The following is a 17,109-nucleotide window of genomic DNA, read 5'->3' as shown; positions in this document are numbered from 1 at the left end:
TGCTCGCGAAGGCGTCCGCCCAGACACCATCAATGCCGGATCAGCTTGTTGTGCAATTCGGCAGTGGATGGCTGATCCAGCTCCAGCCAGAAAACCTGCTTGCCCGCGATCTCGGCCGCCGCCGGCAACCCATCGCGATACACCAGCCGATTGCTCGCCAAGGCCGGCACTTTTGCGCCTGGTAGAAGCGTGCCGGCGAGGTTCAGCGGATCAACCCCGCACACCGCAATCAGACTCCCGTCCTGTGGCCGTCGACGAACTTCGCGCAGTAAGGGAATCGCTTCCGGCAGCGCGAACTGTTCACCGGCCAGGCCACTGACAAACCGTCCGCCGCGAATCTCGCCCCGGGCCTCCAGCCGATGAAACGTGCGCAACAATTCACGCCAGCTCGGTAACCAGTCTGCCTCACGTTCCAGCAAACGCCAGAACACCACGCCATAGCGCCGCAGCAATGTCATGGCGATGTGTTCCAGGGTATCGCTCGGTGTGGGGACCGGGCGTTTGTTTTCCACAATGGGGGCGGCAGGGCCGCGTCGTAACAAAGCCCAACGCCCGGCATCGTCCATCCCGCCAATAAACGCTCCACGCCCGCGTCGGCTGCTGCGGTTCTGTCGTTTGCTGGCGGGCGTAATCAGCGCCCGCAGACCGGCGAAACTGTCGGCATTTACCAGTCCGGCGCCGACCAGTTCCTGCAAAGCAGTTTCCAGCTCCGAGCGCAGCAAATGCGCCTCATGTATCAACTCATCAAAAAACAGCGCGCCGTGTTGGCTAAGTGCCTCAAAGACTTTTTGCGTTTTGGGCGACAGTTCGCTGACTGGCGTCTGCAAGGTCAAACCGCTCCACACCCCGACCTGGCTGCGCGGCAACAACACAATCGGCGTGCTGCGCAGGGCCGTGCCGGTGCTTTTGTTGCGTGCGGTCAGGCGGGTCCAGACCAGTTTGCCGCTGCGGCACAGATCATCCAGCCAACCCGGCGAATAACCCTTGAGCCGTGCCGGCAAGAGGTCGCTGTCCCAGGCAGATGCGGCGGCGGGGTAGCCTTCGAACTGGCCGATGATTGCTGGCAACACCGCGCTGCCCTGGCCCTGCGTCGCGGCGGAAAGGTGCTGCCAGTCGAACAGAAAACGCATGAAATCCTGCAACGCTACCGGCTCGATTTCCCGGCGCAGACGCTTGACCGTGTAGCGATGAATCCGCGCGAGCAAATGCCTTTCGCACCATTCTTGCTGTGTTGCCCCCGGCGTAAATTGGCCGCGCAGCACATAGCCCTCGCGTTCCAGTTGTGCCAACGCTTGAGTGACGTGTGTCGCCGGTAACCCGAGCGGTTCGGCAATCGCTTCCAGCGGCAATGGACCAAACGCACTGAGCCGCGCGCGGATCACTTCCAGCAGCGCATCGTCCGGCTCCCACAGGTCATCGAAGCCCGGCAGCGCTTCCAGCGGTGGCAGCAAAATCGCCTGTGGATACATCACCCGCAAGCAGGTCAGCCGCTCCCGTGCGAACCACAGCGACGGCCCGGCATTGACCTGCAAACAGCTGGCGCGGCCGTTGTCGGCCAGAGCGTTCAGCCAGTCGAGCCAATCCGGGTTGGCCTGGGCCTCGGTGTCGGCGATGCACGCAAGGCTCATCAGCGCTTCATGCATTTCATCGACGCCGGTCGGCATTGGCCACGCTTCATCGCGCACCGCTTGAATCGCCTCGGCGTCCAGTGCGCCGAGGTCATCGGTGGATTTCGGGTCGCTCCAGCGCCGGTTGAGCACAGCCTGGGTGCGGCGCTCTTCCAGTGGAGCGTCGTCGAGAAAGGTGTAAGGCCGCGCGCTGAGAATTTCAGCAGCCAGCGGCGAGGGCGCCGGCAAGTCGCGGCTGATCAGCCGCACATCGCCGCGCTCCATGCGCCGCAACAACGCCCGCCAACCCTCACAGTCCATTGCCTCATGCAGGCAATCGTCGAGGGTTTGTTCCACCAGCGGATGCTCGGGGATTTCGCGCTCGCCAGCGAGGTTTTCCACGCAGGCGATCTGGTCGGGGAACACGCTGGCGATCAGGTCTTCGCTTTTCATTCGCTGGATTTGCGGCGGTACTTTGCGCCCGCCTGCATACCGTGGCAACGCCAGCGCGACGCTGGCATTCCAGCGCCAGCGCACGCCGAACAGCGGCGCTTCGAGCACCGCTTGAATCAGCAGGTGTTCGGCGGTGTTGCTGTGCACGTAGCGCCAGACGTCATCAAGATCAAAGCTGTGGCTGGTGGACAGCGACAGCACGATCGCATCCTCGCTGGCGGCGGCCTGCAATTCGAAGTTGAAGGTACGGCAGAAGCGTTTGCGCAGGGCCAGGCCCCAGGCGCGGTTGATGCGGCTGCCGAACGGCGTGTGAATGATCAATTGCGTGCCGCCCGACTCGTCGAAAAAGCGTTCCATCAGCAACGTGTCCTGCGAGGGCAGGGCGCCGAGGCTCAGGCGTGCGCGGGCCAGGTATTCCACCAGTTGTTCGGCACTGGCGAGGTTCAGGCCGAGGGTATCGGTCAGCCAGTCGAGGGCGGGTTGCAAGTTACCGGGTGTGGCGCCGAGCAGCTCATCGAGTTGCGCTTGCAGGCGCGCTACGGCAAATGACAGTTCAGCGCTGCGACCTGGCGCTTCACCGAGCCAGAACGGTATGGTCGGCGGCTGGCCTTGAGCGTCTTCAACCCGGACTTTGCCGGTTTCGACCCGCAAAATGCGGTAGGACGTATTGCCCAACTGAAAGACGTCCCCGGCGATGCTTTCCACCGCAAAGTCTTCGTTGACGCTGCCGATGTTCAGCCCTTGAGGCTCCAGCAGCACGCTGTAATCGGCGTTGTCCGGAATCGTCCCGCCGCTCGTCACGGCGGTCAGTTTGGCGCCTCGGCGACCGCGCAAGGTGCGCGTCACAGCGTCGCGGTGCAAGTAAGCGCTGCGCACGCCTTGGCGACCGTTGTAACCCTCGGACAGCATGCGCAGCAGCGCCTGATAATGGTCTTCGTCGAGCTCGGTATAGGGCGAGGCTCTGCGGAGCATCTCCAGCAGCGCCTGCTCCTGCCATTCCTGGCAACTGACCTCGGCGATGATTTGCTGGGCCAGTACGTCCAGCGGAGCGACCGGGATCAACAAGGTGTCGAGTTCACCCCGGCGCACGCAATCGAGGAGCGCGGTGCATTCGATCAAGTCGTCGCGGGTGGTGGCGAACAACCGGCCTTTGGGCGTGCCGCCGACCTGGTGCCCGGAGCGGCCGACCCGTTGCAGAAAACCGGCAATCGAGCGCGGCGAGGCTATCTGGCAGACGAGATCGACGTCGCCAATGTCGATGCCCAGTTCCAGTGACGCGGTGGCGATCAGCACCTGCAGTTCGCCGCGCTTGAGCCGTTGTTCGGCGTCGAGGCGAAATTCCTTGGCCAGGCTGCCGTGGTGGGCGGCCACGGCGTCCTTGCCAAGGCGTTCGCTTAAATGCCGACTCAAGCGTTCGGCCAATCGTCGGGTGTTGACGAAAACCAGCGTGGTCCGATGCTCGCGGGCGAGTTCGGCGAGGCGGTCGTAGACCAGCTCCCAGACATCGTTGGCCATCACTGCCGACAACGGCACTGGCGGTACTTCGATGTCCAGATCTCGCGGGCGGGCGTGACCGATGTCGATGATTTCACACGGGCGGTCGCGGCCCACCAGAAAACGCGACACCGCTTCGATGGGCTTTTGCGTGGCAGACAGACCGATGCGCATCAACGGTTGCGCGCACAACGCCTGCAAGCGTTCGAGGCTTAGCGCGAGATGGCTGCCGCGTTTGCTGGCGGCGATGGCGTGGATTTCGTCGACGATCACCGTGCGCGCGGTGCCAAGCATTTGCCGGCCGGAATCGGAGCCGAGCAACACGTAAAGTGATTCCGGGGTAGTCACCAGAATGTGTGGCGCATTCTTGCGCATCGCCGAGCGGTCCTTTTGCGGTGTATCGCCGGTGCGCACGGCGGTGTTGATCTGCAATTGCGGCAGGCCCATCCCCCGCAATTGCTCGGTAATCCCGGCCAGCGGGTCTTGCAGGTTGATTTGAATGTCGTTGGACAGGGCTTTAAGCGGCGAGACGTAGACCACCAGGGTTTCGTCGGGTAAATGACCGCCGTTGGCCAATCCCTGGTGGACCAGGTCGTCGATGACGGCCAGAAACGCGGTGAGGGTTTTGCCGGAGCCGGTGGGCGCGGCGATCAGGGTCGAGCGGCGCTGGCGAATCAGCGGCCACGCCCGGGCCTGGGCGGCGGTAACCGTCGGGAAAGTGTTGCTGAACCAGGCACTGACAGCGGGGTGGAAGCCTGCCAGGGCCGCGTCCGTGGGGATGGGCAGATTCATGGGGTAATTTATGCGGGCAGGGTGGGGAAGATGCAAGTACCGCTCAAGACCTTTGTGCCTCTTCGCGAGCAGGCTCGCTCCCACAGTGGGCCGGTGTACACAAATCCATTGTGGGAGCGAGCCTGCTCGCGAAGGGGCCAGAGGCCGCACCACAAAACCCGGACATCTATACTTTGCGGATGACGGTTGCGCACTAAACCCGCAAAATGCAACGATTCCGGCAATTATCAACGGCATCGCCTGCGGGCAGTGTCGATAAAGCCATCGTTCCAATCAGACTGGGCCTGCTGACTCTATGCGAATGCGCCTTATGTTACTGGGCGGCGGAAATGCCCTTGGGCAGGCGCTGATTCGCCTCGGTGCGGAGGAAGACATCGGTTTCCTCGCCCCCCGCCCACCGCAAGACGGCTGGGATGCCGCGAGCCTGACGCAACTGCTCGACGATACGCGCCCGGACGCGCTGATCAACCTCGCCTACTACTTTGACTGGTTCCAGGCTGAGACGGTCAGCGAACAGCGTCTGGCCGGACAAGAGCGCGCGATCGAGCGTCTGGCCGAACTGTGCCAGCATCACAACATCATTCTGCTGCAACCCTCGAGTTATCGAGTGTTCGACGGCTCGCGGGCAACGGCCTACAGCGAAAAGGACGAACCCGTGCCGCTCGGCTTGCGCGGTCAGGCATTGTGGCGGATCGAGCAGAGCGTGCGCGCTACCTGTCCGCAGCATGTGTTGCTGCGCTTCGGCTGGCTGCTCGATGACAGCCCTGACGGCACCCTCGGGCGTTTCCTCGCTCGGGCCGAACAACCTGAAGAGCTGCTGATGGCCGATGACCGTCGGGGCAATCCGACGCCGGTGGACGACGCGGCGCGGGTGATCATCTCGGTGCTCAAGCAACTTGATTGTTCGGCGCCGCTATGGGGCACCTACCATTACGCCGGGCATGAGGCGACCACGCCGCTGGCGCTGGGACAGGCTATTCTCACCGAAGCCCGTAGCCTGCATCCGCTGGCCATCGAAGCGCCGACCGCCCAGGCTCATGCTACGCGCCCGGACGCCGCCGAGGAGCCGCAACACGCGGTACTGGCCTGCAAGAAAATCTTGCACACGTTCGGCATTAAACCCCGCGCCTGGCGCGCGGCACTCCCGGCCTTATTGGATAGGTTTTATCGCCATGGTTGACGGTCCAGTTTTAATCACCGGTGGTGCGGGTTTCATCGGCTCGCACTTGACCGATGCCCTGCTCGCCAAGGGCCATTCGGTGCGCATTCTCGATGACCTTTCCACCGGCAAACGCAGCAACCTGCCGCTGGACAATCCCCGGGTCGAATTGATCGTGGGCGACGTCGCCGATGCCGCTCTGGTGGCACGGGCTGTGATCGGTTGCAGCGCCGTCGCGCATTTGGCGGCAGTGGCTTCGGTGCAGGCATCGGTGGACGATCCGGTGAAGACTCACCAGAGCAACTTCATCGGCTCGTTGAACGTCTGTGAGGCAATGCGTCAGTCTGGCGTCAAACGTGTGCTGTTTGCCTCCAGCGCGGCGGTCTACGGTAACAATGGCGAAGGTGAGTCGATCGACGAAGACACGCCCAAGGCACCGTTGACGCCGTATGCTGCAGACAAGCTGGCCAGCGAGCACTATTTCGATTTCTACCGTCGCCAGCACGCGCTGGAACCGGTGATTTTCCGCTTCTTCAACATCTTCGGCCCGCGTCAGGATCCGTCCTCGCCGTACTCCGGGGTGATCAGCATTTTCAGCGAGTGCGCACAGAAAGGCCTGCCGATCACTGTCTTTGGCGACGGCGAGCAGACGCGCGACTTTGTGTATGTCGAGGACCTGGTCGCTCTGCTGGTGCAAGGCATCGAAGAGCCGCAGGTCGACGTCGGTGCGGTCAATGTCGGCTGGAACCAGGCCACGACGCTCAAGCAACTGCTTGAAGCCCTTGAAATGGTGATCGGCACGTTACCGCCAGTGAGCTACGGCCCGGCACGTTCAGGGGACATCCGTCATTCCCGGGCCAACAACCGGCGTTTGCTGGAGCGGTTTACCTGTCCGCAGCAGACATCGATGAATGTCGGCCTGGCGCGGTTGTTAGGGCGCTGAATCACCGTAATGAAAAAGGCGCCTGTTTAGGCGCCTTTTTTTTATTCTGGATTTCTTCTGTTCGGGCTGACGTCTTCGCGAGCGGGCTCGCTCCCACAGGGGATATGCGTCGTGCACAAATCCAATGTGGGAGCGAGCCTGCTCGCGAAGGGGTCCTAAAACTTGTAACCCAGGCCGACCATGTAGACGAACGGGTCCACGCCCACATCGACTTTGGCACGTGTGCCTGGCGCTACCGCATTGTTTTCCACGGTAGCGGTGGTATTGATGTCGATGTAACGCACTTGGGCATTGAGCATGATGTTGTCGGTGATCATGTAGTCGGCACCGACTTGAAATGCCATACCCCAGGAGTTATCGGCCTTGAAGTTACTGAAGCCGTTGGACTGGGCCTCGCTGCTGAGCTGTTCGTCGTAGATCCAGGTGTAGTTGATACCGGCGCCGACATACGGCTGGAACAAGGATTTATTGTCGAGCGGGTAGTACACAACGCTGAGGGTTGGCGGCAGGTGTTTCAGGGTGCCGAGTCTGCCGTTGGCCGCGGCCAGGGATGTGTCTTTGAGATTCACGTTATGCTCGAAGGGCGTGGCTGCGAGCAGCTCGATCCCCCAGTTGTTGGTGAGCATGTAAGCGAAGTTCAACCCCAATTGGGTATCGCTGCTCATGGTGGCCTTGCCACCCAGGTTGGTGCCCGCCAACGGGCCTTGGTCGACCTTGACGCTGGAGCTGTCGGCTTTCGGGTTGACGGTGATTGCACCGGCCCGAACGATGATGTCGCCGGCGTCGTGGGCGTGTGCGAGCGGGGCTGCGAGCGCGAGGGCAAACAGCGAAGCGCTGAGCAATGACTTGTGCATGAGGGCTCCAAAAGGACGTTAAAAATGTTTGATGTCCAATGGTACGGAACCGTCTGATACGGCCTTTTGACTCAGCTCAATGAAAGGGTGTTGGCCTTGGTTTTTGTGGTGGCCTTGGGGGGACTCTTCGCGAGCAGGCTCGCTCCCACAGGGAGCCACATTTCAACTGTGGGAGCGAGCCTGCTCGCGAAGACTATCGATCAAACACTGCATAACCACCGGGTTCACTCCGGCAATTCATACACATAAATCTTGTCCGCTTCCATCTGATACCCGGCATCCGCCAACTCGCTGGTCGACGCCTTGACCTGCAGCGCACCCTCGACCCAGTACGGCTGATACAGCTCATCCAGCTTCACACCGACTTGGCTTTTCACATGCACGATCTGGTTGGACGGCGGTGGCGGTACGTGGATGCAGGCACCGAAGTACGGCACCAGCAAAAAGTCGGTGGTGCGGCCCTCTTCGCTGACTTCCAGCGGCACGATGTAGCCCGGCAAACGAATGTGCTGACCGTCGAGGGCTTTCACCACCGGCGCATTCGGCAGGGCTTGCTTGGCCGCTGGCGCCGACTCTGCAGACAGCGCGTTGCTCATCTGCGACAGGTCGTGTAGCGGCGTCATGTTAGGTACTTCTGCCGGTGCGTCCGGCGGGATCATTTCCGGCCAGGTCAGGTCTTTTGGCTGGGCCGCCCACAAGGGCAGGGCGACCAGCATCAACAGAGCAAGCAGAGCGCGGGGCATCATTAGCGTCCTCATAGTCGGATCGACAGGCCATCGGCCAGGGATTGGCGATAGGCGCGCCAGGCCGGCACGCTGCCCATCAACAGCGCGGCGATCAGGATGCCGCCGAGCAGCGTCCATTCATATTCACTTGGCCACGCCAACGGCAAGTACAAGCCGTAATTGGCCTGTACGTAACCCTGTGCCGCGGCGATGCACAAGTAAAGCAACCCCACACCGGCAATCACGCCAGACAAGGCCAGGGCAAATGCTTCCAGCACCAGCAGTGTCGCAATGTGCCACGGCCGGGCACCTACCGAACGCAGAATCGCCATCTCGCGGCGTCGTTCGTTGAGGCTGGTGAGAATCGCCGTGAGCATACCGATCAACCCGGTCAGCACCACGAATAGCGACACCACAAACAAGGCTTTTTCCGCCGTGCTCATTAAACTCCACAGCTCTTGCAGCGCCACGCCCGGCAGGATCGCCAGCATCGGCTCACCACGGAATTCGTTGATCTCGCGTTGCACCGCGAAGGTCGAAATCTTGTTGTTGAGGCCAAGCATGAACGCCGTGATCGCTTGCGGCGTCAGGTCCATGTTGCGCGCCTGATCGGCACTGATCCGACCTTCGCCCCGGGCCGGCACACCGTTGTGCCAATCGGTGTGAATCGCTTCCATGCCGCCGAGGCTGATGTGCAGCGTGCGGTCCACCGGGGTGCCGGTACGTTTGAGAATGCCCACCACGGTGAACGGTTTGTCGTCGTGCTTGACCAGGCTAATCGCCGCGACGCCGTGGGCCAGCACCAACTTGTCGCCAAGCTTGTAGTGCAACGCGTCCGCCACTTCTGCGCCGAGTACCACTTCGAACGGGTCAGTGGCGAAGGCACGGCCGTCGGCCAGTTCCAGGTGTTGCTGGCGTCCGTACTGATAGTGCTCGAAGTACGCCTCAGTGGTGCCCATCACTCGATAACCGCGATGTGAATCGCCGAGGGACATCGGGATCGCCCACTTCACTTTCGGGTTGTTGGCAAAGTGTTCGAAGCTGTCCCAGCGAATGTTGTTCGTGGCGTTGCCGATGCGGAATACCGAGTACAGCAACAGGTTGACCGAGCCGGAGCGTGCGCCGACGATCAGGTCGGTGCCGCTGATGGTGCTGGCGAAACTGGCTTTGGCTTCGGTGCGTACTCGCTCAACGGCCAGCAGCAGACAGACCGACAGGGCGATGGCGAACGCGGTGAGGATCGCGGTGAAGCGGCGGTTAGCCAGGCTGGCCAGGGCTAGTCGAAACAAATACATCTCAAACCTCGGACGGGGTGGCGGCGCGATTGAGTTCGGCCAGCGACAGGTTGCGATCGAACAGCGGCGCGAGGCTCTGGTCGTGGCTGACAAACAATAGGCTCGATCCGGCTTCGCGGCATTCGGCGAACAGCAAGCGAATGAAATTTTCGCGGGCGTCGTAATCAAGCGCCGAGGTTGGTTCGTCGGCGATCACCAGTTCGGGCTGTCCGATCAATGCGCGGGCGGCGGCCACCCGTTGCTGCTGGCCGATGGACAGCGAGTCGGCGCGACGGCTGAGGATGCTTTCATCCTTCAAGCCCAGGTGCGCGAGCAGGGTCGCCGCCGCCTGATCGACGCTGCCGTGGCGCTGGATCGCCCGCTCAGCGCGCAATTTGGAGAAGTGGCAGGGCAGCTCGACGTTTTCGCGCACCGAAAGAAACGGCAGCAAGTTGAACTGCTGGAAGATGTAGCCGGTGTGGTCGACGCGGAAGCGGTCGCGGGCACCGGCGCCGAGTTCGGTCAGTTCCTGGCCGAGCAGCCGAATGCTGCCGCGATCAGGTTTCTGAACGCCACCGAGCAGGCCGAGCAGGGTGGTCTTGCCGCTGCCGCTGGGGCCTTTGAGGAACAGGGTTTCACCCGGTTCCAGGCGAAACGCCGGGATGTCCAGCAGCGGTGGGTGACCGGGCCAGCTGAAGCTCAGGTCGGACAATTCGATGAGTGCTTGGGTCATGTGAAACCGGTCAGATGATAGGTGAACCCTCTGTAGGAGCGAGCTTGCTCCGGGCGGCGTTCCGACGATGGTGTGTCAGTCGACATCAATTTGGCTGACACACCATCGCGAGCAAGCTCGCTCCTACAGGGGGGATCGTGGTGAATTCAGAAATTCAAGGCGGCAGCCTTGGCGGTCACTTCTACGCCTTGCTGGCCGCTCGGGCTGATCAGTTGTACCTGAATTTTCTGGGTTGCCGGGAAGGTATTGAAAATCGTCGCCAGATCCAGGGTTTTCAGTGCGCCGGGTGCCGAGCAGTTGAACTGGTAATGCGCGTGAATCTCGCTGTGGTCATGGTGATGTTCGTCCTTGGCGCCTTCGTCCTTGGCATCTTCGTCATGGTCATCATCGGCGTCGGGCTTGTCACCGAACAGCGGGCTATTCAGTTCCTGTGCGGCGACAACGCAACCAGCGGCTTTGGGCAGATTGAACAGGTTCAGTGGTTTTTCCAGCTGGGCACGGGCGGCGGCGACCTTGGCTTTGTCGGCGTCAGTGGTGGCAGCGTGTTCGAAACCGACGAGGTTCATTGCCGGGCTTTCCAGTTCCAGCTCCAGGGTCTGGCCGTCCAGCGCTGCGTTCAAGCGACCGACGCCATGTTCGTGGGCGCCGAGGCTGCCGTGCTCATGATCATGTTCATCGGCGGCGTGGACGATGGCCAGCGGCAACAGGGCGAACGGCAGGGCGAGAAGCAGACGGCGCATGGCAAGTCTCCGAAAGTAAAATGAAGAAATTGTTATGTAATCTTATAACGTAAGTGCGAGGAGTTTGACCGTCTGCTTGGCGTTGCGCAAGTCGCATGGGAGCATGTCAGTCAGAAGTGTGCAGGAGCGGACTCATGTTGCGTATACGCGGAAGTATCGGCGATTGGCCGGTGGATTTGACGCTGGAAATGGATGACGGCGACTGGGCACGGCTCGGCGCACAGTTGCAGGTGGTAAAGGACGAAGCCGGTGCGGCGTCGGCGAAACCGTTGAATCAGGATGATGCGCAGTGGCAGATCGCAAAGGATTTGCTGCGCAAGGCCGGGCAATTGAGTGGGCCGGATCTGCTGGAGCAGCTTGAAGGTTTGACCGGCAGCGCGACGTCAGGAAAACGCCTGTTGGTGCGCCTGCGCCATTGTGCTGAAGTGAAAGTGGTAAGTGGCGCAGATACGCCGATCTACCGCTGGCTGTAGGAGCGAGCTTGCTCGCGATGGACGTCAGAGCACCGCAGTCTTTCAGACACACCGCGTTATCGTTGACGTTTTTCGCGAGCGAGCTCGCTCCTACAGGATGGCGATTAGTACAACGCAGCGAACAACTTGCGACGGTACGTGGTCACCAGCGGGTGATCGTTGCCCAGCAACTCGAACACCTGCAGCAAGGTCTTGTGCGGCAAGCCCTCGCTATAGCTGCGATTGCGGATGAACAGCTTGAGCAACGCATCCAGCGCCGCCTCGTACTGCTGGCGGGCCAACTGCTGAATCGCCAGTTGATATACGGCCTCATCGTCCTGTGGATTTTTCGCCAGGCGTGCTTTCAGGTCCGCTGCATCCGGCAGGTCCTTGGCCTGGCCGAGGAACTGGATCTGCGCCTTGGCGCCGGCGAGTGCAGCTTTGTGCTCGTCACTTTTTACCGCGTCGAGCACGGTTTGCGCCTCACCCAGTTCGCCACGCTCTGTCAGGCAACGGGCGTAGAGGATTAATGCCTTGGCGTTGGTGTTGTCTTCGCCCAGCAGCACTTTGAGCACCGCTTCGGCGTCGGCAAAACGACTGTCGTCGAACAGCGCCTGGGCCTGCTCAAACGGGTCGGCCGCCGCTGGTGGCGGCATTTGTACGTGAGGCTCAAGCAGCGCGCGCACGGCCGATTCCGGTTGCGCACCGGCAAAACCATCGACGGGCTGGCCGTCTTTGAACAGCACCACGGTCGGCAGGCTGCGAATACCAAAACGGGCGACGATGTCTTGTTCAAGATCGCAGTTGACCTTGGCCAGCAGCAACTCGCCCTGATAGCTCTCGGCAATGGTCTGCAGCATCGGCATCAGCACTTTGCACGGCGCACACCATTCGGCCCAGAAGTCCACCAGCACCGGTTTGTGGAAAGAGTTCTCGATCACCGACTGATCGAAATCGGCGGTCGTGGCGTCGAAGATGTACGGCGTTTCCTGACTCATGGGAGATCTCGTAAAAGCGTGAATGGGGCAACTATACGGCTTGGCGGGGTGTGGCCGGAAGCGGGGGTGACCGCTAGTCTTCCATTGCCAGACAATCCGTCATCGCGAGCAGGCTCGCTCCCACAGTGGTTGTGCGTGGAATTGCCCCCCTGTGGGAGCGAGCCTGCTCGCGAAGCTTTTAGCCGCGCCGAGCGTGGTAAAGACTCACATGCCGAAACTCTTCGGGTTCGGCCAGATCCGGCAAGGTCATCGCTTCCAGCATCTCGATGCGTTGATACAACGGATGGCGAAAATCCCTCACCCGTGAATCCGCCACCAACGCCTCTTGGCCGCGGCTCAAGAATTCATCGAGCAATGGCAGATTCGCCCGGTCATACAGCACGTCGGCCACCAGAATCAGGTCAAACCGATCCGCTTCGGCAAAGAAATCCGTCGAGTAGCTGAGGTCTACGCCATTGAGTTGTGCATTTGCCTGACAGGCGGCAATCGCCAGCGGGTCCAGATCGCAGGCCACCACTTCCAGCGCCCCGGCCTTCACCGCTGCAATCCCCGCGACCCCGGAACCGGCGCCGAAATCCAGCACTCGTTTGCCTTGGACCCACTCGGGAAATGCCGCCAGATAACGAGCAACCGCCAAACCGCTGGCCCAGCAGAAACTCCAGTACGGCGGTTCATGCAGAATTCGCCGGGTTTCCTCGGGACTGAACGCGCGATCCATATTGTCGCCGTCGATCAGCCACAGCTTCAGGTCGGTATCCGGCAATGCGACGGGGACAAGCTGCGCATCACCGAGCAGTTCACTTAACGCCTGTTGCAGGTCGAGCGGTGCCGTCATGGTGCTTTGACGAATTGCAGTTGGCCCAGCGCCTGCGTGGTTGGCTGGGTGATGGTTCGCGACGGCAGATGCAAGATCAGCTGACCGGACTGGCTGGCGCGACCACGCAATTCAACACGGCTGCCTACCGGGAACGAATCCGGGTTGAAGCGCAGATGGAACGGCAGGATTTGATTGGTGCCGATCAGGCTGGAACTGGCCAGCAATTGTTGCGGGCGACCCTTTTCGTCGATCACCAGCAGCGCCAGCTCGACTTCGGCGTCGGTCGGCACGCCTTGCAGGGTGCCGCTCAATTCACGCTGATAGGCGGGCAGCGGACCGAGGTCGGCCGACTCCCTGGCTTTCTTCTGCGCCTGTTGTGACGCGGGGCCTGGCGCTGGCGGCTGGGGCTTGGGCGCACCGCTGCCACAGGCCACCAGCAGGCTGAAAACACTGAGCAAAACGAGCGGTCTTAGGGACATTTGCGGCTCCAGCGAGGTGAAATCCATGATCAGGCTTAATATAGCGCGTCTGTATACCGCAAACCCTATGGCTTGTCTTGCCACCGGGATGCGCTACCATGGCCCTCCCTTTTTTTGTTGCCTGCCACCATGCACTGTCCCTTCTGCGGTGCCAACGACACCAAGGTCATTGACTCGCGTCTGGTCGCCGAGGGCGAACAGGTGCGCCGCCGGCGTGAATGCCTGGCCTGCGGCGAGCGTTTCACGACGTTCGAGACTGCCGAACTGGTGTTGCCGCGCCTGATCAAAACCGACGGCAGCCGTCAGCCGTTCGACGAAGAAAAACTCCGCGCCGGCATGCAGCGTGCGCTGGAGAAACGCCCGGTGAGTGTCGAGCGCCTCGAGTCGTCGCTGGTGCACATCAAACACAAGCTGCGCGCCACCGGCGAGCGTGAGGTCAAATCCCTCGTGGTCGGTGAACTGGTGATGGCCGAGCTGCAAAAGCTCGACGAAGTCGCCTATATCCGCTTCGCTTCGGTGTATCGCCGCTTCCAGGACCTCAATGAGTTTCGCGAAGAGATCGATCGCCTGGCCCGTGAACCGGTGAAAGAATGACCACGTCCTCAGAACAAGCAATCCTCGACGCCCATTACATGGCCCGCGCCCTGGAACTGGCGCGCAAAGGTCATTACACGACGCACCCCAACCCTCGGGTGGGCTGCGTGATCGTGCGTGACGGTCAGATTGTCGGCGAGGGCTGGCATGTGCGTACCGGCGAACCCCACGCCGAAGTCCATGCCCTGCGCGCCGCTGGCGACAAGGCACGGGGCGCCACCGCTTACGTCACCCTCGAACCTTGCAGCCACCACGGCCGCACGCCGCCTTGCGCCGATGCGCTGGTGAATGCCGGTGTGGCACGCGTGGTTGCCGCCATGCAGGACCCGAACCCTTCGGTTGCCGGTCGTGGCATGCAGCGTCTGGCCCAGGCCGGCATCGCCATTGAAAGCGGCGTGCTGGAAGGCGAGGCGCGCAAGTTGAACGAAGGCTTCCTCAAACGCATGGAACACGGCTTGCCGTTCGTGCGAGTCAAGCTGGCCATGAGCCTTGACGGTCGCACGGCGATGGAAAGCGGCGAGAGCCAATGGATCACCGGCCCGGCCGCGCGCTCGGCGGTACAACGCCTGCGCGCCCAGGCCAGCGTGGTGCTGACGGGCGCCGACACGGTGTTGGCAGACAATGCCCGGCTGACCGTGCGCGCCGATGAGCTTGGCCTGGATGCCGAGCAAACGGCGTTGGCCATGAGCCGTCCGCCGCTGCGCGTGCTGATCGATGGCCGCTTGCGAGTGCCATTGGATGCGCCGTTCTTCAAGGCTGGCCCGGCGTTGGTCGCCACTTGCATGGCGATCGAAGAGCAATACGCCAACGGCCCGGAATGCCTGATCGTGGCCGGCGACGACGGCTTGGTTGACCTGCGCAAGTTGCTGGTCGAACTGGCCAATCGCGGGGTCAACGAAGTGCTGGTCGAGGCCGGTCCGCGACTGGCGGGAGCGTTTGCCCAGCAAGGTCTGGTGGATGAATTCCAGATTTTCATCGCGGGCAAGTTCCTCGGTTCTACGGCACGGCCGCTGCTGGACTGGCCGCTCGCGCAAATGAAGGATGCGCCCGAGCTCAAAATCATCGAAATTCGCGCGGTTGGCGATGATTGGCGAGTCATTGCCATTCCTGTGCCATCAGCGAGCGTATAATTCCTGGCCGCAGCCTAGCGACGGCTTTGTTCTCGAGGAGGACTCCATGTTTACCGGCATCATCGAATCCATCGGCAGTATTCGTGCATTGACCCCCAAAGGCGGAGATGTGCGGGTACACGTAGAAACCGGCAAGCTCGATTTGAGCGACGTCAAGCTGGGCGACAGCATCGCGGTCAACGGCGTCTGCCTGACGGCGGTTGAACTGCCGGGCAACGGCTTTGCAGCGGACGTCAGTCGCGAAACACTCGACTGCACCGCGATGAATGACCTCAAAAGCGGCAGCCCGGTGAATCTGGAAAAAGCCCTGACCCCGACCACTCGTCTCGGTGGGCATCTGGTCAGCGGTCACGTCGACGGCGTGGGCGAAGTGGTTGCCCGTACCGAAAACGCGCGTGCCGTGGAGTTCCGCATCCGCGCACCGAAAGAGCTGGCCAAATACATCGCCCATAAAGGCTCTATCACCGTCGACGGCACCAGCCTGACCGTGAACGCCGTCGATGGCGCCGAATTCCTGTTGACCATCATTCCGCACACCCTGAGCGAAACCATCATGGCGTCGTACCAGCCAGGTCGCCGGGTGAATCTGGAAGTCGACTTGCTGGCCCGTTATCTGGAGCGCCTGTTGCTGGGCGACAAGGCGGCTGAGTCCACGACCGGCAGCACCATTACCGAAAGCTTTCTGGCCCAAAACGGCTACCTCAAATCCTGAAGCTCAAATTTCGAAAGAAGGGGGGTGCCTTGTGGCGCTCAATAGCATCGAAGAACTGGTTGAAGACATCCGCCAAGGCAAGATGGTCATCCTCATGGATGACGAAGACCGCGAGAACGAAGGCGACCTGATCATGGCCGCCGAGTGCTGCCAGCCTGAACACATCAACTTCATGGCCAAGCATGCCCGTGGCCTGATCTGCATGCCGATGAGCCGCGAGCGCTGCGAACTGCTGAAGCTGCCATTGATGGCGCCACGTAACGGTTCCGGTTTCGGCACCAAGTTCACCGTGTCCATCGAAGCCGCCACCGGCGTGACCACCGGCATCTCTGCCGCCGACCGTGCGCGCACCGTGCAGGCGGCTGCGGCAAAAGACGCCAAGGCTGAAGACATCGTCAGCCCCGGCCACATCTTCCCGCTGATGGCACAGGCTGGCGGCACCCTGGCGCGGGCCGGCCACACCGAAGCGGCGTGCGACCTGGCGCGCATGGCCGGTTTCGAGCCAAGTGGCGTGATCTGCGAAGTGATGAACGACGACGGCACCATGTCCCGTCGGGCGGAACTCGAAACCTTCGCGGCCGAACACAACATCAAGATCGGCACCATCGCCGACCTGATTCACTACCGGATGATCCATGAACGTACCGTTCAGCGGATTGCCGAGCAGCCATTGGACAGCGAACTGGGCCAATTCAACCTGGTGACCTATCGTGACTCCGTGGAAGGCGACGTGCACATGGCCCTGACCCTGGGCACCGTGTGCGCCGAAGAACCGACCCTGGTTCGGGTGCATAACATGGACCCGCTGCGTGACCTGCTGATGGTCAAGCAACCGGGTCGCTGGAGCCTGCGGGCCGCCATGGCCGCGGTTGCCGAGGCCGGCAGCGGTGTGGTGCTGTTGCTCGGTCACCCACTCGATGGCGACGTGTTGCTGGCGCACATCCGTGAAACCGCCGACCAGGCCGTCGTGAAAAAACCGACCACCTACAGCATCGTCGGTGCCGGTTCGCAGATCCTTCGGGACCTGGGCGTGCGCAAAATGCGTTTGATGAGTGCGCCAATGAAATTTAATGCGATATCCGGTTTCGATCTGGAAGTTGTAGAATACGTGCCCTCCGAATAAGGCCCAGGTATTTCCGGTCCTTGATTCGCG

At 61.6% G+C, this 17,109-nt stretch carries 16 protein-coding genes; 7 read left to right on the top strand and 9 right to left on the bottom strand.

All coding sequences use genetic code 11. The annotated features are described in order from the left end of the window. Window positions 1-29: 29 nt before the first annotated feature. Window positions 30-4,346: a DEAD/DEAH box helicase gene (locus AC1MDT_RS19015; protein ID WP_480418495.1), complete on the bottom strand. Its 4,317-nt coding sequence runs from the start codon at window positions 4,344-4,346 to the stop codon at window positions 30-32. Between the two features lie 295 nt (window positions 4,347-4,641). On the opposite strand from AC1MDT_RS19015, the gene AC1MDT_RS19010 reads away from it, so the two are divergent. Together AC1MDT_RS19010 and AC1MDT_RS19005 are read left to right on the top strand one after the other, a co-directional pair. Next, the gene (locus AC1MDT_RS19010; RefSeq protein ID WP_480418494.1) at window positions 4,642-5,526 is read left to right on the top strand and encodes a sugar nucleotide-binding protein; all 885 of its coding nucleotides are present in this window, start codon (window positions 4,642-4,644) and stop codon (window positions 5,524-5,526) included. Further along, window positions 5,519-6,448: an NAD-dependent epimerase/dehydratase family protein gene (locus tag AC1MDT_RS19005; RefSeq protein WP_480418493.1), complete on the top strand. Its 930-nt coding sequence runs from the start codon at window positions 5,519-5,521 to the stop codon at window positions 6,446-6,448. Before AC1MDT_RS19010 ends, AC1MDT_RS19005 begins: the two co-directional genes overlap by 8 nt. 155 nt (window positions 6,449-6,603) lie before the next feature. On the opposite strand, the gene AC1MDT_RS19000 is transcribed toward AC1MDT_RS19005, so the two are convergent. The 5 genes from AC1MDT_RS19000 to AC1MDT_RS18980 form a co-directional block, all read right to left on the bottom strand. Next, the gene (locus tag AC1MDT_RS19000) at window positions 6,604-7,302 is read right to left on the bottom strand and encodes an OmpW/AlkL family protein (RefSeq protein WP_480418492.1); all 699 of its coding nucleotides are present in this window, start codon (window positions 7,300-7,302) and stop codon (window positions 6,604-6,606) included. A gap of 224 nt (window positions 7,303-7,526) precedes the next feature. Further along, a complete protein-coding gene (locus AC1MDT_RS18995) occupies window positions 7,527-8,045 on the bottom strand; it encodes a DUF3299 domain-containing protein (protein ID WP_480418491.1) in 519 nt (172 codons plus the stop codon). 11 nt (window positions 8,046-8,056) lie between these two features. Continuing rightward, on the bottom strand, window positions 8,057-9,322 hold the full coding sequence (locus tag AC1MDT_RS18990; protein ID WP_480418490.1) for an ABC transporter permease: 1,266 nt from the start codon (window positions 9,320-9,322) through the stop codon (window positions 8,057-8,059). A gap of 1 nt (window position 9,323) precedes the next feature. Beyond that, window positions 9,324-10,034 carry an ABC transporter ATP-binding protein gene (locus AC1MDT_RS18985; protein ID WP_480418489.1) on the bottom strand — a complete coding sequence of 237 codons (711 nt, stop codon included), beginning with the start codon at window positions 10,032-10,034 and terminating at the stop codon, window positions 9,324-9,326. 146 nt (window positions 10,035-10,180) lie between these two features. Further along, window positions 10,181-10,774, bottom strand: coding sequence for a DUF2796 domain-containing protein (locus AC1MDT_RS18980; RefSeq protein ID WP_480418488.1), 594 nt, complete (start codon window positions 10,772-10,774; stop codon window positions 10,181-10,183). Between the two features lie 134 nt (window positions 10,775-10,908). On the opposite strand from AC1MDT_RS18980, the gene AC1MDT_RS18975 reads away from it, so the two are divergent. Further along, window positions 10,909-11,247: a hypothetical protein gene (locus tag AC1MDT_RS18975; protein WP_480418487.1), complete on the top strand. Its 339-nt coding sequence runs from the start codon at window positions 10,909-10,911 to the stop codon at window positions 11,245-11,247. 104 nt (window positions 11,248-11,351) lie between these two features. On the opposite strand, the gene trxA is transcribed toward AC1MDT_RS18975, so the two are convergent. From trxA to AC1MDT_RS18960, 3 genes are all read right to left on the bottom strand, one after another. Then, window positions 11,352-12,224 carry a thioredoxin gene (gene trxA, locus AC1MDT_RS18970; protein ID WP_480418486.1) on the bottom strand — a complete coding sequence of 291 codons (873 nt, stop codon included), beginning with the start codon at window positions 12,222-12,224 and terminating at the stop codon, window positions 11,352-11,354. Between the two features lie 178 nt (window positions 12,225-12,402). Beyond that, window positions 12,403-13,059 carry a class I SAM-dependent methyltransferase gene (locus AC1MDT_RS18965; RefSeq protein ID WP_480418485.1) on the bottom strand — a complete coding sequence of 219 codons (657 nt, stop codon included), beginning with the start codon at window positions 13,057-13,059 and terminating at the stop codon, window positions 12,403-12,405. Further along, window positions 13,056-13,520 (bottom strand): hypothetical protein, encoded by a 465-nt coding sequence (locus tag AC1MDT_RS18960; RefSeq protein WP_480418484.1) that lies wholly within the window; start codon window positions 13,518-13,520, stop codon window positions 13,056-13,058. The genes AC1MDT_RS18965 and AC1MDT_RS18960 overlap by 4 nt, the downstream gene beginning before the upstream one ends. A 129-nt stretch (window positions 13,521-13,649) precedes the next feature. Here AC1MDT_RS18960 and nrdR point away from each other — a divergent pair, with 129 nt between their 5' ends. From nrdR to ribBA, 4 genes are read left to right on the top strand one after another with little or no spacing between them, the layout of a single operon-like run. Next, on the top strand, window positions 13,650-14,114 hold the full coding sequence (gene nrdR, locus AC1MDT_RS18955; RefSeq protein ID WP_003228656.1) for a transcriptional regulator NrdR: 465 nt from the start codon (window positions 13,650-13,652) through the stop codon (window positions 14,112-14,114). Continuing rightward, a complete protein-coding gene (ribD, locus tag AC1MDT_RS18950) occupies window positions 14,111-15,244 on the top strand; it encodes a bifunctional diaminohydroxyphosphoribosylaminopyrimidine deaminase/5-amino-6-(5-phosphoribosylamino)uracil reductase RibD (RefSeq protein ID WP_480418483.1) in 1,134 nt (377 codons plus the stop codon). The genes nrdR and ribD overlap by 4 nt, the downstream gene beginning before the upstream one ends. 46 nt (window positions 15,245-15,290) lie before the next feature. Continuing rightward, window positions 15,291-15,956 carry a riboflavin synthase gene (locus tag AC1MDT_RS18945; RefSeq protein WP_480418482.1) on the top strand — a complete coding sequence of 222 codons (666 nt, stop codon included), beginning with the start codon at window positions 15,291-15,293 and terminating at the stop codon, window positions 15,954-15,956. Window positions 15,957-15,987: 31 nt separating this feature from the next. Continuing rightward, window positions 15,988-17,079 carry a bifunctional 3,4-dihydroxy-2-butanone-4-phosphate synthase/GTP cyclohydrolase II gene (ribBA, locus tag AC1MDT_RS18940; RefSeq protein WP_201116080.1) on the top strand — a complete coding sequence of 364 codons (1,092 nt, stop codon included), beginning with the start codon at window positions 15,988-15,990 and terminating at the stop codon, window positions 17,077-17,079. The last annotated feature ends 30 nt before the right edge of the window (window positions 17,080-17,109 follow it).

The organism is Pseudomonas sp. ASL7 (assembly GCF_056680375.1).
This window is presented reverse-complemented; position numbering and strand designations above follow the sequence as displayed.